The 26,262-nt window shown below is 68.0% G+C and carries 22 protein-coding genes; 13 read left to right on the top strand and 9 right to left on the bottom strand.

Annotated features, from left to right (window positions below; genetic code table 11):
* Positions 1–3 precede the first annotated feature (3 nt).
* Genes ACFTWF_RS08665 through ACFTWF_RS08675 form a run of 3 tightly spaced genes read right to left on the bottom strand, consistent with a single transcriptional unit; the run spans position 4 to position 3,990 of the window.
* Positions 4–1,029 (bottom strand): carbohydrate ABC transporter permease, encoded by a 1,026-nt coding sequence (locus ACFTWF_RS08665; protein ID WP_378460825.1) that lies wholly within the window; start codon positions 1,027–1,029, stop codon positions 4–6.
* Positions 1,030–1,042: 13 nt separating this feature from the next.
* Positions 1,043–2,308, bottom strand: a complete 1,266-nt coding sequence (locus tag ACFTWF_RS08670) for an ABC transporter substrate-binding protein (RefSeq protein ID WP_378460826.1) — start codon at positions 2,306–2,308, stop codon at positions 1,043–1,045.
* Positions 2,305–3,990, bottom strand: a complete 1,686-nt coding sequence (locus ACFTWF_RS08675; RefSeq protein WP_378460827.1) for a glycoside hydrolase family 13 protein — start codon at positions 3,988–3,990, stop codon at positions 2,305–2,307. Before ACFTWF_RS08675 ends, ACFTWF_RS08670 begins: the two co-directional genes overlap by 4 nt.
* 183 nt (positions 3,991–4,173) lie before the next feature.
* On the opposite strand from ACFTWF_RS08675, the gene ACFTWF_RS08680 reads away from it, so the two are divergent.
* A complete protein-coding gene (locus tag ACFTWF_RS08680) occupies positions 4,174–5,190 on the top strand; it encodes a LacI family DNA-binding transcriptional regulator (RefSeq protein ID WP_378460828.1) in 1,017 nt (338 codons plus the stop codon).
* A 2-nt stretch (positions 5,191–5,192) separates the two neighbouring features.
* Here the strand turns inward: ACFTWF_RS08680 and ACFTWF_RS08685 are convergent, their stop codons facing one another.
* Positions 5,193–6,272, bottom strand: a complete 1,080-nt coding sequence (locus ACFTWF_RS08685; RefSeq protein WP_378460829.1) for an ABC transporter ATP-binding protein — start codon at positions 6,270–6,272, stop codon at positions 5,193–5,195.
* Between the two features lie 306 nt (positions 6,273–6,578).
* Here ACFTWF_RS08685 and ACFTWF_RS08690 point away from each other — a divergent pair, with 306 nt between their 5' ends.
* Entirely contained in the window at positions 6,579–7,583 is a 1,005-nt protein-coding gene (locus tag ACFTWF_RS08690) for an ROK family glucokinase (RefSeq protein ID WP_378460830.1), read from the top strand.
* Complete coding sequence (locus tag ACFTWF_RS08695) at positions 7,568–7,903, top strand: WhiB family transcriptional regulator (protein WP_378460831.1); 336 nt, start codon at positions 7,568–7,570, stop codon at positions 7,901–7,903. Before ACFTWF_RS08690 ends, ACFTWF_RS08695 begins: the two co-directional genes overlap by 16 nt.
* 6 nt (positions 7,904–7,909) lie before the next feature.
* On the opposite strand, the gene ACFTWF_RS08700 is transcribed toward ACFTWF_RS08695, so the two are convergent.
* The 3 genes from ACFTWF_RS08700 to ACFTWF_RS08710 all read right to left on the bottom strand — a co-directional run bounded on the left by ACFTWF_RS08700 (position 7,910) and on the right by ACFTWF_RS08710 (position 12,727).
* The gene (locus ACFTWF_RS08700; RefSeq protein ID WP_378460832.1) at positions 7,910–9,691 is read right to left on the bottom strand and encodes a serine/threonine-protein kinase PknD; all 1,782 of its coding nucleotides are present in this window, start codon (positions 9,689–9,691) and stop codon (positions 7,910–7,912) included.
* Positions 9,692–9,742: 51 nt separating this feature from the next.
* Positions 9,743–9,991, bottom strand: a complete 249-nt coding sequence (locus ACFTWF_RS08705) for a hypothetical protein (RefSeq protein WP_378460833.1) — start codon at positions 9,989–9,991, stop codon at positions 9,743–9,745.
* A gap of 90 nt (positions 9,992–10,081) precedes the next feature.
* On the bottom strand, positions 10,082–12,727 hold the full coding sequence (locus ACFTWF_RS08710) for a LuxR C-terminal-related transcriptional regulator (protein ID WP_378460834.1): 2,646 nt from the start codon (positions 12,725–12,727) through the stop codon (positions 10,082–10,084).
* A 339-nt stretch (positions 12,728–13,066) separates the two neighbouring features.
* Here ACFTWF_RS08710 and ACFTWF_RS08715 point away from each other — a divergent pair, with 339 nt between their 5' ends.
* Complete coding sequence (locus ACFTWF_RS08715; RefSeq protein ID WP_378460835.1) at positions 13,067–14,356, top strand: M23 family metallopeptidase; 1,290 nt, start codon at positions 13,067–13,069, stop codon at positions 14,354–14,356.
* 66 nt (positions 14,357–14,422) lie between these two features.
* Here the strand turns inward: ACFTWF_RS08715 and ACFTWF_RS08720 are convergent, their stop codons facing one another.
* Together ACFTWF_RS08720 and ACFTWF_RS08725 are read right to left on the bottom strand one after the other, a co-directional pair.
* Positions 14,423–16,231, bottom strand: coding sequence for an alkyl/aryl-sulfatase (locus ACFTWF_RS08720; protein ID WP_378460836.1), 1,809 nt, complete (start codon positions 16,229–16,231; stop codon positions 14,423–14,425).
* A complete protein-coding gene (locus ACFTWF_RS08725; protein ID WP_378460837.1) occupies positions 16,228–17,352 on the bottom strand; it encodes an AI-2E family transporter in 1,125 nt (374 codons plus the stop codon). The genes ACFTWF_RS08720 and ACFTWF_RS08725 overlap by 4 nt, the downstream gene beginning before the upstream one ends.
* 191 nt (positions 17,353–17,543) lie before the next feature.
* Here ACFTWF_RS08725 and ACFTWF_RS08730 point away from each other — a divergent pair, with 191 nt between their 5' ends.
* The 9 genes from ACFTWF_RS08730 to ACFTWF_RS08770 all read left to right on the top strand — a co-directional run bounded on the left by ACFTWF_RS08730 (position 17,544) and on the right by ACFTWF_RS08770 (position 26,234).
* Positions 17,544–17,966 carry a hypothetical protein gene (locus ACFTWF_RS08730; protein ID WP_378460838.1) on the top strand — a complete coding sequence of 141 codons (423 nt, stop codon included), beginning with the start codon at positions 17,544–17,546 and terminating at the stop codon, positions 17,964–17,966.
* A 12-nt stretch (positions 17,967–17,978) separates the two neighbouring features.
* Positions 17,979–19,691 (top strand): SulP family inorganic anion transporter, encoded by a 1,713-nt coding sequence (locus ACFTWF_RS08735; RefSeq protein ID WP_378460839.1) that lies wholly within the window; start codon positions 17,979–17,981, stop codon positions 19,689–19,691.
* 61 nt (positions 19,692–19,752) lie between these two features.
* Complete coding sequence (locus ACFTWF_RS08740) at positions 19,753–21,090, top strand: DUF1254 domain-containing protein (protein ID WP_378460840.1); 1,338 nt, start codon at positions 19,753–19,755, stop codon at positions 21,088–21,090.
* Positions 21,091–21,101: 11 nt separating this feature from the next.
* Positions 21,102–21,287 (top strand): hypothetical protein, encoded by a 186-nt coding sequence (locus ACFTWF_RS08745; protein ID WP_378460841.1) that lies wholly within the window; start codon positions 21,102–21,104, stop codon positions 21,285–21,287.
* Between the two features lie 119 nt (positions 21,288–21,406).
* Entirely contained in the window at positions 21,407–21,622 is a 216-nt protein-coding gene (locus ACFTWF_RS08750) for a hypothetical protein (RefSeq protein ID WP_378460842.1), read from the top strand.
* 45 nt (positions 21,623–21,667) lie between these two features.
* On the top strand, positions 21,668–22,639 hold the full coding sequence (locus tag ACFTWF_RS08755; RefSeq protein WP_378460843.1) for a hypothetical protein: 972 nt from the start codon (positions 21,668–21,670) through the stop codon (positions 22,637–22,639).
* 95 nt (positions 22,640–22,734) lie between these two features.
* Positions 22,735–24,000: an aspartate kinase gene (locus tag ACFTWF_RS08760; protein ID WP_012691385.1), complete on the top strand. Its 1,266-nt coding sequence runs from the start codon at positions 22,735–22,737 to the stop codon at positions 23,998–24,000.
* 2 nt (positions 24,001–24,002) lie between these two features.
* On the top strand, positions 24,003–25,034 hold the full coding sequence (locus ACFTWF_RS08765) for an aspartate-semialdehyde dehydrogenase (protein WP_378460844.1): 1,032 nt from the start codon (positions 24,003–24,005) through the stop codon (positions 25,032–25,034).
* Between the two features lie 81 nt (positions 25,035–25,115).
* Positions 25,116–26,234 carry an alpha/beta hydrolase family protein gene (locus tag ACFTWF_RS08770; RefSeq protein WP_378460845.1) on the top strand — a complete coding sequence of 373 codons (1,119 nt, stop codon included), beginning with the start codon at positions 25,116–25,118 and terminating at the stop codon, positions 26,232–26,234.
* Positions 26,235–26,262: the final 28 nt, after the last annotated feature.

The following is a 26,262-nucleotide window of genomic DNA, read 5'->3' on the forward strand; positions in this document are numbered from 1 at the left end:
GGGTCAGGCCTTTCGCTGCTGCTCTTGGGTGTCGATCACGTTGACGCCCATCACCTTCACCAGTGCGTACGCGACGGCGAAGATGAACAGGAATGTGATCGTGGAGAGGGCGGACGCGCTGTTGAAACCCTGGCGCATCTGGTCGATCACCAGGATCGACAGTGTGGTGGTGGCGGTGCCGTCGCCGCCACCGCCGCCGGTGAGGATCGCCGGGAGGTCGTAGATCCGCAGGACGTCGAGCACGCGGAACAGGACCGCCACGAGGATGGCCGGCTTGATGAGGGGCAGCGTGATCGACCGGAACCGCTGCCACGCGCCGGCGCCGTCCATGCGCGCCGCCTCGTACACCTCGGCGGGTACCATCTGCAGTCCGGCGAGGATCAGCAACGCCACGAACGGTGTGGTCTTCCAGGCGTCGGCGATGACGACCGCGAACCGGGCCGGCCACGTGTCACCCGTCCACAGGATCTCCGTGCCGAGCAGTTTGTTGGCGATGCCGTCGTAGGCGAAGACGAAGTACCACAACTTCGCGGTGACGGCGGTCGGGATGGCCCAGGCCACGAGGATGCTGGTGCGCAGTAGTGCCCGACCGCGGAACGCCCGGTTCATGATGGTGGCGAACCACAACCCCAGCGCCACCTCGATGGCGACCGTGACGACGGTGAAGAACACGGTGACCCACATCGACTGCCAGAACAGCGATCCCAGCGTGCCGCCGGGGCAGGACACGGAAGCGCCGGTCGTGTCGGTGCACCGCTGGAACAGCCAGTGCGTGTAGTTCGACAGCCCCGCGAAGCCCTGGTCGACGAACTTGCCGGTGGCGGGGTCGATCGTCGGGTCCTTGAACAGCGACATCACCATCGCACTGACCACCGGGTACAGGACGACGATGCCCAGCAGGATCATGGTCGGCAGGATCAGGAACATCGCCGCCTTGCTGCGTCCCTTCCGGGGCCGTGGAGGCGTGTCGTACGAATCTTGTTGTGGGACAGACTCGGTTGTCTGTTCCGAGAGTTCGGAAACGGTCATCGTCTGGACTCCTCTAGGACCCGGCCGCGGCGATCGCGGACTGGATGTCGGCGGCGGCCTGGTCCACCGACTTCTCGCCTTTGATCGCGGCGTAGGCGTTGTTCTGCACGGCCCGGGTGACCGCGGGGTAGAAGGGGGTGACCGGCCGGGTCACGGCATTCTCGATCGACGTCTTCAACGTGGGCAGGTAGGGGTACTGCGCGATCAGTTCCGGGTCGTCGTAGACGTCGGCGCGGACGGGGGCGAGCGATCCCTGCGAGAGGAAGAATGCCTGGGACTTTCTCTCCAGGAAGAATTTCAGGAAATCGGACGCGGTGGCCTTGTGCTCCGAGTAGACGTTGATGGCGGCGCTGTGTCCGCCGAGCGTCGAGTGGCCGGGCCCGTCCTTCCCCGGCAGCGGGGCCACCGCGAACTTGCCCGCCACCGCGGAACCGCCCTGACCCTCCATCAGGCTGTAGGCGTACGGCCAGTTGCGCATGAACATCAGGTTGCCGCTCTGGAACGCCTGCCGTGCCTGCTCTTCCTGAAACGTCACGGATTCGCGGGGGATGGCACCGGAACGGTAGGCGTCGACGAGCGACTGCAGGCCGGCCTTCGCTTCCGGGGTGGTCATCGTGGGGGTCACGCCGTCCGGTCCGAGGATCGACCCGCCTGCCGTGTTGACGGCCTCGGACGTGTTGACGGTGAGCCCCTCGTACTTGGCGTACTGACCGGCATAGCAACCGATTCCGGCGTTCTTTGCCGTCCCGCACGCGCCGATCAGCTCGTCCCAGGTGGCGGGCGGATGATCCGTCAGGTCGGTGCGGTAGTAAAGCAGGGCGCCGTCGCTGGTCTGCGGCGCCGCGTACAGGACGTCGCCGTACGTGGCCCCCGCGACCGTCGCCGGGAGCAGGCCGGACGTGTCGATCGCCATCGGCCCCTCGAGCGGTTGCAGCCACCCGCGGGCCGCGAATTCGGCGGTCCACACGACGTCGACGACGGCGACGTCGTATCCGGAGTCACGGGACTGGAAGTGCTGCACCAGATCCTCGTGCTGCTGGTCGGCCTGGTCGGACTGCTCCTTGAACGTCACCTCCTCGCCGGGGTGGGTGGCGTTCCATTCGGCGATGAGCGGCCGGACGACGTTCGAGTTGTCCTTGCCCTGCACATAGGTGATGGGCCCGCGACCGTCGAGGTTCTGCTTCTCCGCCTGCGCGGCGGCGTCGATGCCCTGATCGGCGCAGGACGTCGCCACGAACAGGACGCCGACGGCCACCGCGGCGGCGGCGATGCGCTTCACCGTGATTCACCCGCGCCCGGTTCCGACAGCCACACCGCGGCGTCGGACGGGAGGACTCCGCCGGTGATGCCGGCGACGGAACCGAGAATCACGGTCGACCCGGCGGGAAGCGCGATCGGTTCGGTGCCGGTGTTCACCCAGCACTGGACTGCGCCGCGTGCGAACGCCAGCGCGTCCCGGGGAGTGTCGAGCCACGCGACGCCGTGCGGGGTGTCGAAGAACTCGCGTCGCAGTTCCAGTGCCTCGCGGTACAGCGTGAGGAACGACTCGGGGTGGCCGGCCTGCGCCTCCGCCGTGTGCGGGGCCCAGTGCCCGGGCTGCGGGAGCCAGGTGTCCTCCTCCGCGTCGAACGGGGAGAAACCGTACGGCACTGCGTCGTTCGACCACGGGATCGGCACCCGGCAGCCGTCGCGGCCGCAGTCGGTGAACCCGGTCTGGAACCACGTCGGATCCTGCCGGACGTCGTCGGGAAGGTCTTCGACCTCTTCCAGTCCGAGTTCCTCGCCCTGATAGATGTAGGCGGTGCCCGGCAACGCCAGTTGCAGCAGCGCGGCCGCGCGGGCGCGGCGCCTGCCCAGTTCGTGGTTCGGCTCCTCCAGCGCCCAGCGGGCGCGCTCCCAGTCGGTTTCCACCAGGTGGTCGGGCTGGGTGCGTGCGTAGCGGGTGACGGTGCGGGGCACGTCGTGGTTGGACAGCACCCACGTGGCCGGGGCGCCGACGGTGGCCGCCTGTTCCAGCGCGTCGTCGATCACGGCGCGGATGCTCTCCGAACGCCACGGGGCGCGCAGGAAGTCGAACTGGAACGCGGTGTGCAGTTCGTCGGGGCGCAGGTAGCGGGCCAGGCGGTCGTTGCCGGGCACCCAGGCCTCGGCGACGAAGACGCGGTCGGCGTAGGCGTCGGCGACGGCCCGCCAGCCCCGGTACACCTCGTGGACGGCGTCCTGGTCCCACGCGGGGTGGGGATCGGTGTGCTGCGAACCGGGAAGGCGCTCACCGGCATCGGGCAGTGCGGGATCCTTGGCCAGGCCGTGGGCGACGTCGATCCGGAAGCCGTCGACGCCCTTGTCGAACCAGAAGCGCAGGATGTCCTCGAACTCCGCCCGGACCTCCGGGTGGTCCCAATTCAGGTCGGGCTGCGCGGGAGCGAACAGGTGCAGGTACCACTCGCCGGTGTCGAGGCGGCTCCACGCGGGACCGCCGAACGCGCTCTGCCAGTCGTTCGGCGGCTCGTCGCCGGCCGGACCGCGACCCGGCCGGAAGATGTAGCGGTCGCGGGCCCCGGGCTCGTCGCGCAGCGCCGCCTCGAACCAGCGGTGCTCACTGGAGGTGTGGTTGGGCACGATGTCGAGGATCACGCGGATCCCGAATTCGTGGGCCTCGGCGATGAATGCCTCACCCTCGGCGAGCGTGCCGTAGGACGGCTCGATGTCGCGGAAGTCGGCCACGTCGTAGCCGGCGTCGGCCATCGGCGACGGGTACCAGGGGTTGATCCACACGGCGTCGACGCCGAGGTCGGCGAGGTAGGGCAGCTTGGATCGCAATCCGGTGAGATCGCCGATGCCGTCGCCGTTCCCGTCGGCGAAGCTGCGGATGTAGACCTGGTAGACGACGGCGGTCTTCCACCAGGGTTCGGGGTGCCGGCTCGCGACGGTGGTGGCGGTCGACTCCACGGACTGGGTCATCGAATCTCCTCGGTGCGGGGACGGGATGGGGAAATGTGATGAGTAAACGTTTGCGTAATGAGCGTGAGGCACGTCACAGGGGCCTGTCAACTCGAACGGGGAGATTTCTTTTTCGCACTACAGCGGCGCGATCAGTGTGAGAAATCTACGCAAATATTTGCGTAGTTCGCCTACTGTGAAGACGTGATCCCCAAGCAGTCCGTCAACATGGCCGACGTCGCACGTCGGACCGGAGTCTCGATCGCCACCGTCTCCCGCGCACTGCGGGGCGAACGGGGCGTGTCCGAAGCGACGCGACTGCGCATCCAGCGGGTCGCCGACGAGTTGGCGTACGTCGTCTCACCCGAGGCGTCGAAGCTGTCGGGCGGCGCGACGGGCCGGGTGGCCGTCGTGGTGCCGTGGATCGACGCCTGGTTCTACTCGACGATCCTCGCCGGCGTCGAACGCGAACTCCGCGCCGCCGACCTTGACGTGATGCTGTACTGCCTCGAGGAGTCGTCGCAGCGAGAATTGTTCTTCGAACGGCTTCCGTTGCGCCGCAAGGTCGATGCGGTCATCGCGGTGGCGTTTCCGCTCACCGCGACGGAGCGGGCGCGACTCGAGGAGATGGAGGTGACCGTGGTCGTGATCGGCGCGCACGCCGGTGAGTTCCCGTCCGTCCGGATCGACGACGAACTCGCCGCCCGCCAGGCCGTCGGGCACCTGATCAGGATCGGCCACACAAGGATCGGAATGATCCGCACCGTGGACCCGGAAGGTCGCTCCTGGGAGGGCGACATCGCCCGGGTGGCGGGTTTTCACGCGGCTCTCACGGGCGCCGGACTCGACGACGACTGCACCGTCAGCGTTCCCTGGGGTATCGAGGGCGGCGAGCGCGGCATGGAACTGCTGCTCAGCCGTGCCGACGTGCCCACCGCGGTGTTCTGCCATTCCGACGAGGTCGCGGTCGGGGCCCTGCGCACGCTGCGACGTGCGGGGATCCCCGTCCCGGCCGGGATGTCGGTGATCGGCATCGACGACCACCCGACCGCCGAGCTGGCCGACCTGACGACGGTCCGGCAACCGGTGGTCGAGCAGGGAGTGGCGGCCGGCCGGGCGGTGGTGGACCTGCTCGCCGGACGGGAACCGGCAGAACGGGCGGTCGTGCTCCCGACCCACCTCGTGGTTCGGGGCTCGACCGCCCGGCCTGCGGAACTCTGAGGTCAGCGCACCAGACGCTCGCCCGCCGCGTCGGTCGCGAAGAGGTGGGCGTGGGCCTCGTCGACGCGGACGTGCACGACCTGCCCCTTCTCGGGCGGGTTGCGCCAGTCGACCCGGGCGACCAGGCTCTCGGTCTGCCCGTTGACCGTGGTGCGGCCGAACACGAAGGCCTCCGAGCCGAGTTCCTCGACGACGTCGATCTCGAGTTTCAGTCCGCCCGAGTCGGCGATCTCGACGTGCTCGGGCCGGATCCCGAAGATCACCTCGCCGCCCGCCGCGGTCAGTGCGTCGCGGGGGACGGGAACCAGCTGGTCGCCGACCTGCACGCCGCCGTCGGCGACGGGAACGGTGAACAGGTTCATCGAGGGTGAGCCCATGAATCCGGCGACGAAGACGTTCGCCGGCCGGCGGTACAGCACGCGGGGGGAGGCGCACTGCTGCAGTACGCCGCCCTTGAGGACGGCGACGCGGTCACCCATCGTCATGGCCTCCACCTGGTCGTGCGTGACGTAGACGGTGGTGGTGCCGAGGCGGCGCTGGAGCTGGGCGATCTGCGTCCGGGTCTGCACACGCAGCTTCGCGTCCAGGTTGGACAGCGGCTCGTCCATCAGGAACACCTGCGGTTGCCGGACGATGGCCCGCCCCATGGCAACTCGCTGCCGCTGCCCGCCCGACAGTGCCTTGGGTTTGCGGTCGAGGTAGGCGCCGAGGTCGAGCATGTCGGCGGCTTCCCCGACGCGCCTGCGGATTTCGGACTTGTCGGTGCCCGCGAGTTTGAGGGCGAAACCCATGTTCTCCGCGACGGTCATGTGGGGGTAGAGCGCGTAGTTCTGGAAGACCATCGCGATGTCGCGGTCCTTGGGTTCGGAATGCGTGACGTCGCGGCCGCCGATCAGGATCCGCCCGCCGTCGACCTCCTCGAGGCCGGCGAGCATCCGCAGCGACGTGGACTTGCCGCAGCCCGACGGGCCGACGAGGACGAGGAATTCGCCGTCCTCGATGTGCAGGTCGAGTTGGTCGACGGCGGGGACGTCCGAGCCCGGAAAGAGCCTGGTCGCGCCGTCGTAGGTGATTGTTGCCATGAGAAATGAATCCCTCCACCGGCAGGAACGTGCCGGACGATCCGAGTGTCAGGGGCATGTCGGCAGACGCCGACGGAGAAGAACTATGGCCCAGATCACATGCCTTGTCCACTCGGGCGCTCTTTCTAGGACGAACGGGACGCTCGTCGCGTCAGATCGAACGAGCGTCCCGTTCGTCCCAGGGCGCTCCCTGGTCGTGCCTCGCTTTGTTCTCAAAAAAACCAAAGTACGTATTGATAACGCGCCAAAGGTCCTCTAGTGTCAGCGTGACACCGCTCACTCGAAGACTTGAAGAGGACGCGAAACATGGCCCTGACGATTGGCGTCGACGTGGGTGGCACGAAGATCGCGGCCGGAGTCGTGGACGGCGACGGCGTCATCCATCGGATGGAACGCCGGGAAACCCCGTCCCACGATGCGCGGGGGGTGGAGAACGCCATCGCCGAACTCGTTCGCGAACTGGCGGCCACACACCCCGTGCAGGCGGTCGGTATCGGCGCGGCCGGGTTCGTGGCCGCCGATCTCAGCACCGTGCTCTTCGCTCCGAACCTGGCCTGGCGCAACGAACCCCTCGGCGAGGTCGTCCAGGCCGCCTGCGGATTGCCGACCGTCGTCGAGAACGACGCCAACGCCGCCGCCTGGGGTGAGGCGCGCTTCGGGGCCGGACGCACCGGACGCACCGTCGTCGTGCTCACGGTCGGAACCGGAATCGGCGGCGGCATCGTCGTGGACGGGGTGCTGCACCGTGGACGCTTCGGCGTGGCAGCGGAATTCGGTCACCTCAACGTCGAACCGCACGGCCGTCGCTGCGGGTGCGGCAACCACGGATGCTGGGAGCGGTATGCCAGCGGGCGGGCGCTCGTGCGCGAGGCGCAGGACCTCGCCACCGTCTCGCCCGGATTCGCCGCCGACCTCCTCGACCGCGCGGGCGGACGGGCCGACGGCATCACCGGTCTGCACATCACCGCGGCGGCGCAGGACGGCGACCCCGCCGCACTCGAATGTTTCCGGGTGATCGGCTCCTGGCTGGGGCACGGCATGGCCGACATCGCCGCGTTCTTCGACCCCGACCTCTTCATCATCGGCGGAGGTGTGTGCGAGGCAGGCGAACTGCTGCGCGCCCCCGCCGCCGCCGCGTTCGAGAACCGCCTCACCGGACGCGCACACCGCCCGGTCGCCGAAGTGCGACTGGCTGAACTCGGCGCGGACGTCGGCATCGTCGGCGCCGCCGATCTGGCCCGGGAGCACATGCTCGGGCTCGCACATGACGGCTCACGAGTATCTGGAGGAGTGCAATGTCCAATCGGCTGAGTCTTCCCATTCCGGTCGCCGAGGTGTGGGACTGGCAGCGAGAGGCCGCATGCCGCGGCTTCGAGTCGTCCACCTTCTTCCATCCCGACCGGGAACGCGGCCGGGCGCGCGAGATGCGTGACTTCCGGGCCAAGATGATCTGTCACAGCTGCCCGGTGCTGGTCCAATGTCGCGAACACGCGCTGAGCGTCGGGGAACCGTACGGGATCTGGGGCGGGCTCTCCGCGGCCGAACGCGAAGAACTCCTCGCCAGCAACGAGGGCAGGGTGGGCGACGCCGTCGCCGAATCGTTCGGCTTCGATCTGGCCCGCCACGCCTGAGCGGCGTCAGCTACCGGCAGGCAGCATGAGAATCCTGCCGTTGTCGGTGTCCGCGACGTACACGTCGCCGCGGCTCGACACGGCGATTCCCTCGGGCGCGCTGAGACCGGTGAACGGGAGAACCTCCTGTTCGTCCGAGCCGGCCTGCAGCCGCAGCACGCGGTGGTGGTTCTGGTCGATCGCGTACACGGTGCCGTGGTCGTCGACGGCCACCCCGCCCACGCTCTGCAGGTCCGTCAAGGGCAGGAAGCTCTGCGCGCGGGTCGCGGCGTTCCAAACGAGAACCTTGTTCGGAGTGCCCACGTAGAGGTCGCCCTGCTTGTCGACGGCCACGGTAAACGGGCCGATCACTGTCAGCGGCACGTCGACCGGGCTCGCCGTGACGTCGTGCAGCGACACCACCCGGTTGTTCAGCGTGTCGGCGACGTACACGGTGCCGTCCGGCCCCACCGCGACACCGAACGGCTGATCGAGTCCCGGCAGTGGCAGCGGCAGCGTGGTGTCGTCGTGCAGCATCGTCACCGTGTTGGTCACGAGATCGGAGACGTACACGTCACCGGCGGCGTTGACGGCAACACCCTGCGGCACCTCGAGTCCGGTGAAGGGGAGGATGGTCTGCTCGCCGGAATCGGCCCGCACCCGCATCACCTGCTTGGCCGAGCTGTCCGCGATGTACAGGTCCCCGGCGGCGCTGACCGCGATCCCGGCAGGACTCGCCAGGCCGGTGATCGGCAGGACCACCTGCGGGCTCGACGGCTGATCGTCGGGCCACGCGACGTAGGCGACGCCCGCCAGGATCACGGCACCGGCCAGGGCCGCGGCCGCCGCCACCGGTGTGCGCCACCACCGCCGTCGTTTCGGTTCCGCCACCGTCTCGGTGAGGGTCCCGCCGCTCACCTGGGTGGTTGCCGCGGGATCGACCGGCCGGGACGGACCCGGGTCGCGGACGGGTGCGGTGCGTGACGCCGCGTCGATCGCTTCACTGAACTCCCGGCAACTCGCATAGCGGTCGTCCCGGTCCTTCGCCATGGCCCGCGCGACGACGTCGTCGAATCCGGCCGGAAGGTCCGGTCGCAGCGTGCTCGGTTTCGGAATCGGACCGTTGAGGTGCCCGTGCATGACCGCGGACGCGGTGGTGCCGGGATACGGCGGCTCGCTCGTCAGCAGGTGGAAGAACGTGCACCCCAGCGCGTAGATGTCGACGCGGTGATCGAGCGTCTCACCCTCGATCTGCTCGGGCGCGGCGTAGTGCAAAGTGGCGACGAGCATCCCCGTCCGGGTCAGCTGATGTGTTTCGTCCAGCGCCTTCGCGGTGCCGAAGTCGGCGAGCAGCACCCGCTCCGGGTCACCCTCGGCGAGCAGGATGTTCGCGGGCTTCACGTCGCGATGCAGGATTCCGGACCGGTGCGCATGGTCGAGGGCGTTCCCGGTTTCGGCGACGATCCGCACTGCCCGCGCGACATCCAGTCCGCCGGTCGCGAGCGCCTTCCGCGCATCGACGCCGGGCACGTACTGCATCGCGATCCACAACCGGCCCCGCTCGCGGCCGCGGTCGTGAACGGTCACGATATTGGGGTGTTCGAGCTTGGCGGCGTGATCGGCCTCGGACTCGAAGCGCGAGCGGACGTACTCGTCGCTCGCCCACGCCGAATCCAGCAGTTTGAGGGCGACCTTGCGTGGCAGGTTCGGATGCTGGGCGAGGTAGACGGTGCCCATGCCACCTCGTCCCAGAACCCGTTCGATCGTGTAGCCGGCAAACACCGTGCCCGGTTCGAACTCGCCGCTCACATCGGCTTCACCGCCTCCCGGGACCCTTCACCATTGAACCCCGACGCCGGGTCAGTCCGGTAGCCTGCGCATCTCGATGACGGTCAGTCCCAGCGCATCGAAGCGGGCCAGCAGGCCGCGGAGATCCGTCGGACCGTGGACGGGGCCGTAGAGCGTGGTGTCGCCGGTCGTGACGTCCGAGACGTCCAACTCGGGGAAGGCGGCCAGCACCCGATCGGACAGGGCGCCGCTGATCAGGAAGGCATACCTGACCTTGCCGGGCCAGTTCGATTCAGGACGCACCACGGCGGGCTCCTTCATTTACATCGTCGTTCCAGAACTCGGTCAGCCGTAGATTTCAGGGTGACCGACAGAACGGCGACGCGCCTCACCCGCAAGTGGTGAACCGCCTCAGAGCAAGCCGTTGTGTTGCGCGGCGGCGATGGCGTCGCGGCGGGACGTGACGCCGAGTTTGCGGTAGATCCCGCGCAGATGGGTCTTGACGGTGTTCACCGATACGCACAGATCTGCCGCGATCTGTTCGGCGGTGCGCCACGACGGAAGCTCCACGAGGAGTTCCAGTTCGCGCGGAGTCAGCATGTCGGAGGCGGCGCTCTCCGACCTCGGGAACGACGCGCGAAGTCTCTCCGCGAAGGGTTCGAGCACGCCGAAGCGGCCGGTGCTCCGCACGAGGAGGTCCCTGATCTGTGGACCGCAGTCGTGGAACGGGCGCAGCACCGACTGCGGCTCCGCGCGTCGCAGCGCCTCGGTGAGTGCGCTGTGGGCGCGTGAATCATGTTTGCGGGCAAGCGCGATCGAGACCTCGACGAGCCAGGCCGCGATCAGGTTGGTGCCCGCCGCGCACTCCTGTTCGCCGTCCAGGACGGGCTGGAGCGTCTTACGGGCCAGGTCGAGGCGGTGCAGGTGCAGGTGGATGATCGCTTCGACGAGAGGCGTGTCGCCGGTGGGGCCGAGGACCGCTGATGTCTCGGTGGCCAGCTCGTGTGCCCACCCGATCTCCCCGGCGGACAGGTACGCGTACTGGATGGCGGGCAGCAGGACCGCCCGGATACCCGGCGGCACCGGCAGCGAGGACGACACGGGACTGTCCGTATGCACCGTCGTCACCGAGTTGTGCCGGTGCTCGGCCTCGTCGAGACCGAACAGGGCCGCGGCACCGTCGGCGAAACCCGCGGCAGCGGTGTCCGTGCGCCGCAGCGCCTCGGCCGATTCTGTGGCGATGCGCGCGGCGTCGGGGTCCATCCGGATGTAGCGGCACCAGGAGTCGATGAGTTTCGTCATGAGGAACGTCGGATCGTTCGTCGCCGACTGCGCCCGACCGATCGCGAGTGCCTCGTCCACCAGTTCCGACGCGCCCAGCACGTCCCCCCGCGACACCGCGACGGCGCCGAGCGTTCCGAGGCAGTACATGACGCTCAGCGGCGTGTCGCCGAGTCGCGCGTGCGCGAGCGACTTCCGGAGCACGGCCTCCGACTCGTCGTGTCGTCCGAGGAAGAGCAGCGCGCGCCCCTCCTGGAGCAGCACGAACGCGTCGAGATCGGGATCGCCGCTCGATCCGGCGCCCACACTCCGCAGCCGGGTCAGGGCGGTGTCGATGTCGCCGGTGCGGATTGCGGTCTGCACCCGCAGCGATTCGCGGAGCAACAGGTGCACGCGTGATTCGGTGGCGCCGTCCACCAGTAGACCCGACCGCCTGCGGTCGAGCAGGTCGAGGGTGGACGCGGCCACCGGAACGTTGCCCGATGCGAGCGCCGCGGCGGCACGGAGAAGCCGCGCCGACGGGTGATCCTGCGATGCCCGGGGCGCCCGCGTCAGAAGCCGGTCGACGGCCTCACCGTGGCCCCCGACGATCAGGGCCATCGACGTCCGTGCCAGCAGCGCCACGATCTCGTCGTGATCGCCGGAGTTCACAGCGTGCTCGAGGGCGGGCAGTGCGTCCCCGAATTCGTCGTGCCAGTGGGCCGCCGTCAATTCGAGATGTTCGACCTCCACGTGGCCGATCCGGCTGATCTCGGCGCGCAGATAACTCCGCAGCAGCGGGTGGTAGCGGTACTGTGTGGGGTTCTCGGTGATGCGGCTGATCAGGAAATTGTGGTGTTCGAGCCAGTCGATGTTTCCGTGCGCGTCCGGGCAGCCGGTGAGCTTCTCGGCGAGTTCGACCGTGAACGAGGCGGGGACGGACGTCCGCAGCAGGAATTCGCGCATCTCGTCGGTCTGGCCGGCGAGAACCTCCTCGATGAGATAGTCGGCGACGGCCCGGCGGTCGCCCGTGAACTCGGCGATCAGGCGGCTCGGATCCGGGTGTCCTTCCAAAGACATTCCTGCCAGCCGGATTCCGGCGGCCCAGCCTTCCGTGCGATCCATGAGGGCATCGAGGTCGTCCGGGCGCAGCACCACACCGTGTTCGGCGAGCATCTCGGCCGCCTCGTCGGAGGTGAACGCGAGATCCGCTGCGGTGAGCGTGAACAGCTTGCCGTCCAGGCGAAGTCGTTGCAGCGCGAGTGGCGGCTCGAACCGTCCGACGATGACCGTTCGCAGCATCGGCGGCTGCCAGCGCATGAACGATTCGAGGTCGGTGAGCACGTCGGTGTCGCGGAGGAGATGCGCGTCGTCGATGATCATCCAGACGTTCTCGCCGAGCGCGTGCACCGCGGCCGACAACCTCGCGCCGAGGTCCGGAGACTCGGAATCGAGCGCGGCGCAGGCCGACTGCAGGCGAGGATTCCCGGTGTCGGTGAGTGCGCGGAGGATCGCTCGGTGGACGACGTCGAGGTCGTTGTGCCGCTCCTCGATGGTGAGCCAGGAAATGGTCGGAGCGTCGTCGACGGTGAGCAACTCCCGCGCCCAGTCCGCCACGGCGCGCGTCTTTCCCGACCCGGCCGGCGCGCAGACCAATGCGACCGGGTAGGGGCGGTCCTCGTCGGTGAGCGCCTCGGTGAGCACGGTGTGCAGGCGGGTCCGGGTGACCGTTCGACCCCCTGCACGCGGCGGTATTCGAGTGCTCAGATGAAATTCCCCCAGTGGTGCTGCCGTCACGCCGACCCCCAAGTCTCGCTGCCCCGAGAAACGATCTTCGACAAACGCCAATAGCCGACGCCGAGAGCCGGTGCGTCTCCGACGCCGTCCGTCGGTGTGTCTCCGACGCCGTGGGCCGGTGTGATGATTTTAGCGAGAACGGGTTGTTCTGTGTGGCTGAACGTTTTTTCTGCAACCCGACAGCAACCCGGGATTCACCGGGAATCACACGCGGCGGGTGAGTCCGTCGCGATCGAACCGGCGGACGATGACCATCAGGCGCTCCGCGCCCGTGCGCCTTTTCGGTAGCGGGAACAACCAGAAAGGCGCCCGTGCGCGAAGCGCCCGAGAGGAGTGAGCATGAAAATTTTCGCTGCTGCGCTGGTGATGTCGGTGGTGTGCATGGTCGCCGGGTGTTCGTCCGGCGACGATGCGTCGGGGGCGGGCCCGTCGTCGACCGCGGCAGGTGGGACGGGGGCGGTCACCGTCCCCGACGCGTACACCGGACTGACCCTGATCCCGATCGGGGACCCGACGTTCCCGTTCCTGGGCACCGACGGGAAGTACCACGTCGCCTACGACCTCCAGTTGACGAACGCGACACCGGTCCCGGCGACCCTCGACAAGCTGGACGTCGTCGACGGGACCGACCCGTCGACGGTGGTCGCGTCGTTCTCCGGTGCGGCGCTCGTCGAACCGAATTGTCCGTATGGCGACTGCAACCGGCTGCGGATGCTCACCGCACCACCCGCGACGTCCACGGCCATCCCACCGCAGCAGACTCGCATCCTGTTCGTCGACTACACGTTCGATTCACTCGACCAGGCCCCGAAGACGGTGCTCCACCATCTGTACGGCAGCGCCGCCGCGGCTCCGGCGGCGAAGGAACCGTCGCCAGTCGACTATCTGGTGACGGCGCTCGACATCGACGCCGGGACGCCCCGCGTCATCTCGCCGCCGCTGAAGGGCGACAACTGGATCGCGCTCAACGGCTGCTGCCTGCCCGGCTTCCCGCACCGCACGTCGCCGCTGCCGGTCGACGGCAAGATCAACAACAGTCAGAGGTTCGCGATCGACTGGAAGCGGACCAACGACCAGGGCGAGTTCTACACCGGCGACCGCACGAAGAACGAGAGCTACGTCGACTACGGCTCCGACGTGTACGCCGTCGCCGACGGCACGGTCGTGGCGACGCTCGACAACGTGCCCGCCAACGCCCCGGGCACCCTGCCTGCCGAGGTGCCGGAACTCGCCGCGAAGCTCACCGTGGAGAACGTCGACGGCAACCACGTCGTCCTGGACCTCGGGGGCGGCGTCTACGCGATGTATGCGCACTTCATCGAGGGGTCGCTGGTGGTGAAGCCGGGTGACCAGGTGAAGAAGGGTGACAAGATCGCGCAACTCGGGAACACCGGCAACGCCAACGCGTCGCACCTGCACTTCCAGTTGATGAACGGCCCGAGCCTGCTGTACGCCGACTCACTGCCGTACGTGTTCGACAGCTTCGAGTACGAGGGACAGGTGGCGCCGCAGCAGATCCTCGATGCGGACGACTACCTGTCGGGGCAATTCCTGCAGGGCAAACTGCCCACCGGTGAGCCGCGGACGGACCAACTTCCGACCAACCTGGCGATCGTCGACTTCGGGTAGGCCCTCCGGGCTCGTGCGCCTTTCGGGTTGTTCCAGCTACCAAAAAGGCGCACGGGCGCGGAGCGCCTACGGCGTGACGATCGGGAACGCGTTGTCGGGTGAATCGAGTAGTTCGGTGAGCGCGAGGAGCTTCGACGGGTCGCCCGTCACCTCGATTCCTTCGAGTCCCTGGCCGGCGAACAGGGCGAGCAACTGCATCTTCGTCAGGGTCAACGACACGTCCGGTTTCGTCGTGGTCCTGGGCGCGAGCGTCTGGATGAGCGCCCCGTTGGACAGCGTCGTCCGGTAGTGCGCCTCGGGTTCGGTGAAATGCCATTCGGCGACGAGCGTCTTGTCCCAGGCTCGGGGGCCGTTGATGCGGAGGGCGACGGAGTCGAAGATCTGCTCGATGGTCAGGGCGCTCAGCATGTCCGCGCCCAGGTCGCTGAGCGGCGGGGCGGCGATGCCGCTGCGTAGTTCGAGTGCACCCGTGAGGTAGAAGTTGCGCCAGGTCGCGTTCTCCGCGCCGAATCCGAGTTGCTCGTACGTTTGGGCCAGCAGGTCCTTGGCCGCACTGTCGGAGGGGTCGGCGAACACGGCGTGCTTGAGCAGTTCGGCGGCGAACCGCAGATCTCCCTGCTCGAGGTACTGCGCCGCCTTCGACCGGACCTCGCCCTGGCCACCCATGCATTCGACGTAACGGGTCGCCAGGTTTTCGGGCGGATGCTGCCACAGCGACGTCGGGTTGCCGTCGAACCAGCCCATGTACCGCTGGTAGATCGCCTTCACGTTGTGGCTGACCGATCCGTAGTACCCGCGTGCGTGCCAGGCGGATTCGAGGGCGGGTGGCAGCGGGAAGTCCTCGGCGATCTCGATGCCGGTCATGCCCGCATTGAGCATCCGGAGGGTCTGGTCGTGCAGGTACTGGTACAGGTCGCGCTGCTGCGACAGGAATGTCACCACCCGGTCGCGGCCCCACGTCGGCCAGTGGTGGGAGGCGAACGCGACGTCGTAGCTGCCGTCGAACATCTCGATCGCCTGATCGAGATACCGCGACCAGGCGCGGGGGTCCCGGACCAGCGCGCCCCGCAGCGTGAGGAGATTGTGCAGATTGTGGGTGGCATTTTCGGCCATGCACAATGCCCGGTGGTCGGGGAACAGGAAGTTCATCTCGGCAGGCGCCTCGGTGCCCGGCGTCACCTGGAAGAGGATCCGGATGCCGTCGACGGTCTCCTCCTGACCGGTGTGGGTGATGTCGACGGTCGGTGGGATCAGACCGGGCCGCCCCGTCGACGTGTTCGTGCCGAGCCCCGCACCGAGGTGCCCGCGCGGACCCTTGGGGAGCAGCGGCCCGTACATGTAGGTGGCGCGCCTGCCCATCGCCGTTCCGGCATAGATGTTCTCGGAGACGGCGTGCTCGAGGAACCCCTCGGGTGCGAGGATCGGGACGTCGCCGCGACCGTCCGGGAGCACGCCGACGACGCCACCGAAGTGGTCGATGTGGGAGTGGGTGTAGATCACCCCGGTGACGGGCCGGTCGCCACGGTTCTTCCGGTACAGCGCGAGCGCGGCGGCAGCGGTTTCCTGCGAGATCAGCGGGTCGATCACCAGGACGCCCGTCTCGCCCTCGACGATCGTCATGTTGGACAGGTCGATTCCGCGTAGCTGGTAGATGCCCTCGGTGACCTCGTACAGACCGTCCTTCGCGCACAGTTGCGACTGACGCCAGAGACTCGGATCGGCTGTGTCCGGGCAGTCCCCGGAAAGGAACGAATACTCCTGCATGTCCCACACGACGCGACCGTCCCGGTCCGTGACGGTGCAGGGGTCGAGGCGGTCGACGAAACCGCGGTCGGCGTCCTCGAAATCGGTGGTGTCGGAGAAATCGGGTGTCATGATTCTTCCTTCTCGTGTCGAGGTCTGGCAGGGGCGGTGGTCGGTGCCGGGGGAGTGGGCGCGCTGCTGAGAATCGTGTTCACCCACCGCGTGGACGGGTCGATGTCGATGAGCAGCGCCTTCGTCATCAGCGTCAGCGGGATGGCCAGGATCGCGCCGAGGGGACCGAGGATCCACGTCCAGAACACCAGCGACAGGAACGTGAACGTCACGGACAGGCCGACCGCGTCGCCGACGAACTTCGGCTGGATCACGGACTGGATGATGACGTTGATGACGCTGTACAGGACGATGACCGTCAGCATCAGTCCCGGGCCGCCCTGCAGGAGCGCGAGGATCGCCGGCGGAACGAGTCCGAGGACGAAGCCGATGTTCGGGATGTAATTGGTGATGAACGACAGCAGTCCCCACAGGATTGGCAGCGGAATGCCCAGCGCCCACAGGGCTCCGGTGTCGATGACCGCGACGATCAGCCCGAAGACCGTGGTCACGACCAGGTACTTGCGGGTGCCGACGGAGAAGGCGGAGAGCGCGGTGGCGATTTCGGGGCGCATCTGCGTGACGATGCGCATCCGGGAACCGTACGAGCTTCCGTCGACGGCCATGAACAGCAGGAGCGCGAGAAGGAAGAGCAGGTTCGAGAAGATCCCCAGCATCGCCTGCAGGATCCCGTCGACGAGGCCGAACACCTTGTTGTAATCCACCTGGGACAGCAGGGTCTGGGCGTCGGTGGAGTTCACGCCGACGCTGTTCAGGAAACTCTGGGCGCTGTCGATGAGCGTGCCGAAATCGTCCGCGTACTCCGGCAGAAGCGTCGCGAGCTGCGCGACGGACAGTGCCAGCGACAGCACGAGGACGACGAGGATCCCGTTGACGACCAGGATCGCCGCGATCGTGGCGAGCCAGGACGGAACGCCCTTCCGGTGAAGCCATTCGGGGAGGGGGTGGACCGCGACGGTCAGCATGAGCGCGAGGAAGATCGGGCTGACGATCGCCGCGGCCACCTTGATCCCCGCCACGGTGACGACGAGCGCGGCCAGACCGAGAATCACGATCAGGCCCCGGGGCATCGACCACCGAGAATCCGGCACCGCGCCGGCTACGTCCTGCGGATCGGTCATCGCGTGTCCCTTCGCAACAATCGGCCACCCGGAACGTTTCTGCCAACCGGGATGCCCCTACACGACCTTCGCACCCGGACCGACGACGGCACATCATCCGTTGCAGATGAGGATCACCCGGCGCGGATGATGCCGGCGCCGCCGCGACGCCGCACGATTCCACTGTTCGAGCACATCCTTTCGAGAAGGGCATGGACATGACGACAACTCCGGAGTACAGAACCAACAGCCCTGTGAAACAGGGGTTTGCCGCGGGAACGTCGCTGGCAGCGGCGATATTGCTGCTGACCGTCGGCGTGATCTCCTTCTTCCAGGGCATCGCCGCGGTCGCATCCGACAATCTGCTGGTCGTCGGCGTCGAGTACATCTACCAGTTCGACACCACCACGTGGGGATGGATTCACATCGTGCTGGGCGTCGTGCTGGTCATCAGCGCGATCGGGCTGATGACGGGTGCCACGTGGGCTCGCGTCGTCGCGGTCTGCATTGCGGCGCTGTCGATCCTCGCGAACTTCCTGTGGCTGCCGTACTACCCGCTGTGGTCGATTCTGATCATCGCTCTCGACGTCGTCGTGATCTGGGCGGTCACCACGTGGGACACCGCCAGGGACTAGGACGATGACGACGTGGTGACGTCCGCGACCGGCGTCTGGCCGGTGTTCGGCTCGCTGCAGGACTACCGGCGGGGGTGGGTCAGGCCCGATGTGATCGCGGGCCTGACCGTGTGGGCCGTGCTCGTGCCCGAAGCGCTGGCCTACGCGACCATCGCGGGAGTGCCCCCGGTCGTCGGCCTCTACGCGGCGGTGCCTGCCCTGATCCTGTACGCCGCGGCCGGCAGTTCGCGGCATCTCGTCGTGGGTCCGATGTCGGCGACCGCTGCCCTGTCGGCGGCCATCGTCGCGCCGCTGGCGGGCGCGGACGGCGGAAAGTATGCGGCCCTGTCCGCCGTTCTCGCGATCGCCACCGGCATCGCGGGGTTGGTCGCCGGTCTGCTGCGTCTCGGATTCGTCGCGTCGTTCATTTCCGAGCCGGTGCTGAAGGGGCTCATCGTCGGCCTCGCCCTCACCATCATCGTCGGGCAGGTGCCCGCGCTCTTCGGCGTGGAGAAGTCGAAGGGCAACTTCTTCGAACAGGCCCGGGGGGTGATCACCCACCTCGGGGACACCGACGGGGGCACACTCGCCGTCGGCGTCGTCAGCCTGGTGGTGGTGCTCGGATTCAAACGGTGGCTGCCACTCGTCCCCGGATCGCTGCTCGCGGTGCTCCTCGGGATCGCGGCGGTGACGCTGTTCGGCCTGGACGGCAAGGGCGTCGACATCGTCGGTCACATCGACTCGGGTCTGCCCGCGCTCGGATTGCCCGGCGGTGTCGGGTTCGACGATTACGTGGACCTGCTGGGCCCGGCGGTCGGTGTGCTGCTGATCGGATTCGCCGAGGGCCTCGGGGCCGCAAAGACCTATGCCGCCAGAGAGGGTTACGACGTCGACGCGAACCGCGAACTCCTCGGTCTCGGCGCAGCCAACCTCGGTTCCGGGCTGTGCTCGGGAATGGTGGTCAACGGCAGCCTCTCGAAGACGGCGGTCAACGGGGGAGCGGGCGCCAAATCACAGGTCAGCGGTCTCGTCGTCGCCGCACTGACCGTGGTCACGCTGCTGTTCCTCACCGGACTGTTCGAGAAACTGCCCGAGGCGACACTTGCGGCGGTGGTGATCGCCGCCGTCATCGAACTCGTCGACATCTCCGCGCTGCGCCGGCTGTACGGCGTGTGGACCGAAAGGCTCGGCAGCATCTACGGATACGCCGCCCGGGCCGATTTCGCGGCCGCGCTCGCCGCGATGATGGGCGTGCTCCTGTTCGACACCCTGCCCGGGCTGGTCATCGGCATCGGCGTATCCATGCTGCTGCTGCTCTACCGGGTGTCGCGTCCCCACGTCGCGGCGCTGGCGAAGGATGGGTCGCTGTGGGTCGACGCCGAGCGTCACCCCGACCTCCCGACCACACCGCACGTGGTCGTGGTGCGCGTCGAGGCGGGACTGTTCTTCGCCAACGCCGATCACGTCAAGGACGCCATCGAGAAGCTGTGCACCGACGACACGCGCATCGTGGTCCTGGACGCCGAGACGTCGCCGTTCATCGACGTCAGTGCCGCGCAGATGCTCGTGCAGTTGCGGGATGCGCTCGCGCGCCGGCGAATCGAACTGCGTGTGGCGCGGGACATCGGACAGTTCCGGGACACGGTACGACGCTCGGGTTCGGACGCGACCCCCGTCGGCCTGTATCCGACCGTGCGGGAGGCTCTCGCCGGACCGGACCGAGCGGACCCGCCCGTGAGTGGTTGACGAGTATCTGGACTCGCGGACCGCGCACAGGCGGCGGAGCCCCCTCAGACAGGAGAGAGTTGTGAGCGCTGAATTGCAGGAACTCGCCGCCAAGGCGTGGGTGTACGGCTTCCCGTTGGTTTTCGACCTGGATCAGGTGAACCGGTTCGTGGCAGAGGGGATGGGGAGTCTCGACGCTGCACCGTTCAACACGTTCAGCCACGCCCGCACACTCGCCGGGCCGCAGGACACGTTCGTCTCCGTCAACAACGACACCATCTATTCGATCGCTCAGCTCGACCTCGCCCACGGACCGCAGTTGCTGCGAGTGCCCGACAGCGGCGGCGCGTATTACGTGCTGCAGTTCGTCGATGCGTGGACGAACAATTTCGCGTACGTCGGCAAACGTGCGACGGGAACGGCGGCCGGGCGCTACCTGCTCACCGGCCCCGAATGGTCCGGCGAGGTCCCGGCCGGTGCGACGCGGATCGCGTGTCCGACATCGGCGGGCACCATCGTCGGCCGGTGGGCGTGCGACGGCGAGGACGACCTGGGGAGGGTGCGGCAATTGCAGTCGGCCCTGACGCTCGAACCCGTCGGCGACCAGGACCTGGCGGAGGGGCTGCCCGCACCCGACCCGAACGTCCCCGACGACCTTCGGTTCTGGGAGAAGCTGCGGGTGTACTCGCAGGCGTACCCGCCGGCACCGCAGGATCTCGTCGTGCAGCAGGCGTTCGCCCCGCTCGGACTGCTCGAGACCGGGCCGTCGCCGTATCTCGAGGCGCCCCCGGACCTCGCCTCCGTTCTCACTGCCGGAGCCGAGGCCGGGCATCGATCGCTCGACACCGCACTGAAATCGGGAGCCAGCGGAACGGTGGTCAACGGCTGGCAGCTGATGTACCACGCCTTCGACTACAACGACGACTTCTTCGAGGTCGGCACGGTCGACTCACCCGAATGGCGCATCGCGGATCGGTCGCGGGCGCTGGGCATGCGGGCGGGCGCGGCGAGGGCGGGCCTGTGGGGCAATCACGGGTACGAGGCCGCGTACGCGCCCGTCTACCACGACAGCGACGGCAACGAACTGTCCGGCGAACACACATACACGCTCACCTTCGCGCCGACCCCGCCGGTCGACGCGTTCTGGTCGATCACCATGTACGACCTCCCGGACTTCTTCCTCGTGGACAATCCCCTCGACCGCTACTCGATCGGCGACCGCACGCCGGGATTGGTGTTCGCGGACGACGGTTCGCTGACCATCACCCTCAGCGCCGCCGCCCCGGCCGATCCGGCCGCCCGCGCCAACTGGCTGCCCACACCGGCAGGCGGATTCCGGCCGCTGCTGCGGATGTACAGCCCGAGGCCGCCGGTGTTCGACGGGACCTTCGAGATCCCGCCCTTCGTTCGGACCACCTGACAGGGGCACCCGTGAGCGAGGAGATCTGGCTGCTCGTCCCCGTGATGATCGGTCTGATCATCACGCCCGCCGCGGTCATCGGCTGCGTGCTCCTGCTCGAATCGGCGAACGCGGTGCGGAGCGCCCTCTCCTTCGGGTCCGCGTTCCTGCTCGTGTACTCGCAGATCGCGGTCGGCGCTGCTCGGCGGTGCCGGTGATCCGTCGGCGACGTCGGAGACGGTGAGCAACTGGTCGGGCTGATCGTCGGTGTGGTGTTCCTCGTCGTGGGCGTGATCATGCTTGCGTGAAGACCGGACCCGGTGGGGGTGATGCCGAAATGATGACGACACTCGCGTCGGCCACACCGCGCATCGCGTTCATCGCCGGGCTGGCCCTCGGCGTGATCAATCCCAACATCTTCGAAGATCGAGCCCGTCGGGGCCTGAGCGCCGCCAAGACCTGGATGGTGCGGCACAACCGGGCGCTCGGGGTCGCGGTGTTCTTCGGCTTCGGCACCCTCTTTGCGTTACGGGGACTGCTCGCCCTCGTCTGACCCGAATGTCGGCGGTAGTGTTCGGGCCGATTCGAGGGGGATCGAGTGAAGACAGTTGCCGCGGCGCTCCTGTGCGCCGCGATCACGTCCGGGTGTGCGCACAGCGTGTCGGGGACCGCGGGGGCGTCGCCGCTGCAGGAACTGACTCCGGACCAGCAACGGCACGTCCACGTCGAGGATGCGCTGCGCGCCGCCGATCCGTGCGGGCTGCTCGACGAGGCGGTGGTGCGGCACGCCGGGACGGTCCAGCAGTACGGGTCGGCCGTGCAACTGCCGGTGTGCTCGGCGCTGATGAGGCGGCCCGACGGCCCGAGTACCTATGTGGAGTTGTCGCTGCTGCCGTCGATGCTGCCCGACTCGTCCCTGACGCGGCCGGAGACGGTGGACGGGGTGACCGTCTACCGCGGCGCGGGCGCCGACCTCGCCCGCGGGACGTGCGAGCGCGTCTTCCGGCTGAACCTCGGAACACTCCAGGACCTGGTGGCACCGCAACTCGCGACCGTCCGCGTCGGAACCGTCGCAGGCCAGGACGCGTGCCCGCTGGGCGACGCGGTGCTGGAGTCGGCGATCGACAGGATGCGGTCGGGGCTGCCCGGACGCGACACCGGTTCCCCGGACCAGGTGGCGCTCGCCGTCCAGGACCCCTGCGAGGTCCTCGACGTGCTGGGGACGACGGCGGGCGGACGCGTCGTCGATCCGGAGTCGCCGCCCACCCCGTTCGACTGCGTCCTGTTCCCGAACCCGAATCGGGTGCCCGGGAGCGAGGTGACCGTGTCGTTCACGATGACCCCCGTCAAGGAAAACCGACCACCCGTTCCCGCCGAGCCGGAGACGGTCGGCGACCGGTGCCGGTGGACGAGCCCGATGGGCGATCCGATCGACATCACCCGGCCCGGAGCGGGCGTCGACGAGTTCACCCGCAGGCTCGGTCACGCGGGCGCAGTCGTCACTGTTCACGGCCCGAACTGCGCGGCCGTGGCGAGGGTCGCGGACGCCGCGAGCACGGCGTTCGGATAGGCGTCCGAACGGACTCACCCGGGATCAGATTGGACTCCGCCGGTAAGCTCGACAGCTGGACCAGTACAGATTCATCGACCTGGAGGTAGAAACGCGTGGCTCTCGTCGTCCAGAAGTACGGCGGATCCTCGGTGGCAACCGCCGAGAGAATCCGACGAGTGGCTGAACGGATCGTCGAGACCAAGAAGGCCGGCAACGATGTCGTCGTCGTGGTTTCAGCGATGGGGGACACCACTGATGAGCTGCTCGATCTGGCTCAGCAGGTGTGCCCAGCCCCACCCGCCCGCGAAATGGACATGCTGCTGACCTCCGGTGAGCGCATCTCCAATTCTCTCGTCGCAATGGCAATTCACTCGCTCGGTGCGGAGGCCCGTTCGTTCACGGGTTCGCAGGCGGGCGTCATCACCACCGGTGCTCACGGCAACGCCAAGATCATCGACGTCACTCCGGGCCGCGTCCGGGATGCGCTCGACGAGGGCTCGATCGTCCTCGTCGCCGGATTCCAGGGCGTCAGCCAGGACAGCAAGGACGTGACGACCCTCGGGCGTGGCGGTTCGGACACCACCGCGGTCGCCCTCGCAGCAGCCCTCGAGGCCGACGTCTGCGAGATCTACACCGACGTCGACGGCATCTTCACCGCCGACCCGCGCATCGTTCCCGACGCGCAGCGTCTCGAGACGGTGTCGTTCGAAGAGATGCTCGAGCTCGCGGCGTGCGGCGCGAAGGTGCTGATGCTCCGCTGCGTCGAGTACGCCCGCCGATACAACGTGCCTGTGCACGTCCGTTCGTCATACACGACCAAGCCGGGCACCATCGTGTCCGGATCGATGGAGGACATCCCCGTGGAAGAGGCAATCATCACCGGAGTCGCGCACGATCGCGGCGAGTCCAAGATCACCGTCGTCGGCCTGCCCGACACCCCCGGTTACGCCGCGCAGGTCTTCCGCGCGGTGGCCGAGGCGGAGATCAACATCGACATGGTGCTGCAGAACATCTCGAAGGTCGAGACGGGGAAGACGGACATCACGTTCACCCTGCCGACCGCCGACGGCCCGCGCGCCGTCGAGAAGCTGACCAAGCTGCAGGGCGACATCGGCTTCACCCAGGTGCTGTTCGACGACCACATCGGCAAGGTGTCGCTCGTCGGTGCGGGAATGAAGAGCCACCCGGGCGTCACCGCGACGTTCTGTGAGGCGCTCGCGAAGGCCGGGGTCAACATCGACCTCATCTCCACGTCGGAGATCCGCATCTCGGTGCTCGTCAAGGACGTCGAGCTGGACAAGGCAGTGAAGGCGATCCACGATGCATTCGAGCTCGGCGGCGACGAAGAAGCCGTCGTGCACGCAGGAACGGGACGGTAGACATGACCACCATCGCTGTCGTCGGTGCGACCGGCCAGGTCGGCATCGTCATGCGCACCCTCCTCGAGGAACGCAACTTCCCCGCGGACAAGGTGCGGTTCTTCGCCTCCGCGCGGTCGGCGGGCAAGAAGCTGCCGTTCCGCGGCGAGGAGATCGTCGTCGAGGACGCGTCCGCGACGTCCGACGAGGACCTGAAGGGCATCGACATCGCCCTGTTCTCGGCCGGTGCGACGCTGTCCCGTGAGCAGGCCCCGCGCTTCGCGGCGGCCGGTGCCACGGTCGTGGACAACTCTTCGGCGTTCCGCAAGGACCCCGACGTCCCGCTGGTCGTCAGCGAGGTGAACCCGGAGCAGGCGAAGAACCCGCCGAAGGGCATCATCGCCAACCCCAACTGCACCACGATGGCCGCGATGCCGGTGCTGAAGGTTCTGCACGACGAGGCGGGGCTGCAGCGTCTCATCGTGTCGAGCTACCAGGCCGTGTCCGGCAGCGGCATCGCCGGTGTCGAGGAGTTGGTGGGCCAGGCCCGCGCCGTCATCGGCGATGCGGAGAAGCTGGTGCACGACGGCGGCGCCGTCGACTTCCCGGCCCCGAACAAGTACGTCGCACCGATCGCGTTCAACGTGCTGCCGCTCGCCGGCTCGCTCGTCGACGACGGCAGCGGCGAGACGGACGAGGATCAGAAGCTCCGCAACGAGAGCCGCAAGATCCTCGGTCTCCCCGACCTGCTGGTGTCGGGCACGTGCGTGCGCGTCCCCGTGATCACCGGTCACTCGCTGTCGATCAATGCCGAGTTCGAGCGACCGCTGTCGGTGGAGCGGGCACAGGAGATCCTCTCGAAGGCTCCCGGTGTGAAGCTGGTGGACGTCCCCACTCCGCTCGAGGCCGCGGGCAGCGACCCGTCGCTGGTCGGCCGCATCCGCCAGGATCCGGGTGCCCCGGAGGGCCGCGGGCTGGCGCTGTTCGTGTCGGGTGACAACCTGCGGAAGGGTGCCGCCCTCAACACCATTCAGATCGCCGAACTGCTGGTCTGATCTCTCCCCCCACGTGAGTGGCAAAGTGTGCTCCCGCACGCTTTGCCACTCACGTGTCGGTTGCGGGTGGATACTGGGCCGATGAGAGTGCTCGGGGTCGCGCTGATGGCGATCCTGGTGGTGCTCACCGGCGCGACCGAGGTGTCGGCGCAGCCGAGAATCCTGCTGTCGCAGGAAGAACTGCCGCCCGCCGTCGTTCCGTCCCACGTGGGTGAGAGCGTGAGGGTCCGGTACTCGACGCTGCGCACCGCGACTGCGACCGGTGAGTCCACCGGATCGATCTTCCTTCCCCGGGGCGAACCTCCCGACGGCGGCTGGCCCGTGGTGGCCTACGCGCACGGCACGGTCGGGGTCGCCGACCAGTGCGCACCGTCCGTCGCCGGGTTCAACTACGTCGAACTGCCCGCGGTCGAGCAGTGGCTCGCAGCCGGGTATGCCGTCGCCGCAACGGATTACGCGGGGATCGGCACACAAGGTGTCAACGCCTACCTCGACGGTCCCGCGGCCGCCGCGAACGCCGTCGACATCGTCCTGGCCGCGCACGAGGTCTACGGCGAGGTGCTCGCCGACCGGTGGATCGTCACGGGACTCTCGCAGGGCGGGCAGGCGGCCTATTTCGCCGCCCACGAGGCGACCACCCGCGCGCCCGCACTCGACTTTCGCGGCGCCGTCGCCGTGGCCGCACCGACCCACTTGGAACAGCTCTTCCCGGCCGCGGGTCCCGCGGTTCCCGCCCTGCCGACCAGCGGAATCGTGAACTATGCGTTGCTGACTCTCGCCGGTATCGACGACCAGCGTCCCGAGGTCGGCATTCGGCGGTACCTGTCGCCGAAGGGGATCGAATTGATGGAACTGGCGAAGGTGACGTGCAGCCGGGAAATCGGCCGGTACCTGCTCGTCCATCCCACTTCAGTCGGGGACCTGTTCGCCGCGCCCCTGTGGACCGAGCAGTTCCGGGACCTGTTCCGGGAGATGCAACAGGTGCCGGTCGACGGCTTCGACCGTCCGCTGCGGGTGGTGCACAGTCTGTCCGACAGGTCGGTGCCGATTCCGTTGACGTGGGCGCAACTCGCCGAGATGCGGCAGCACGGGGTGGACGCCGAGTACCAGCAACTGACCGGCGAGGACCATCGCGAATCGCTGATGGCGTCCATGCCGGAGTCCCTGGAGTTCGCGGCGCGTGTGCTGTCCCCCAGGTGAGTGGCAAAGCGTCCTCGCGCACACATTG

The organism is Rhodococcus sp. NPDC056960, assembly GCF_042674125.1.
Classification (GTDB): domain Bacteria; phylum Actinomycetota; class Actinomycetes; order Mycobacteriales; family Mycobacteriaceae; genus Rhodococcus_F.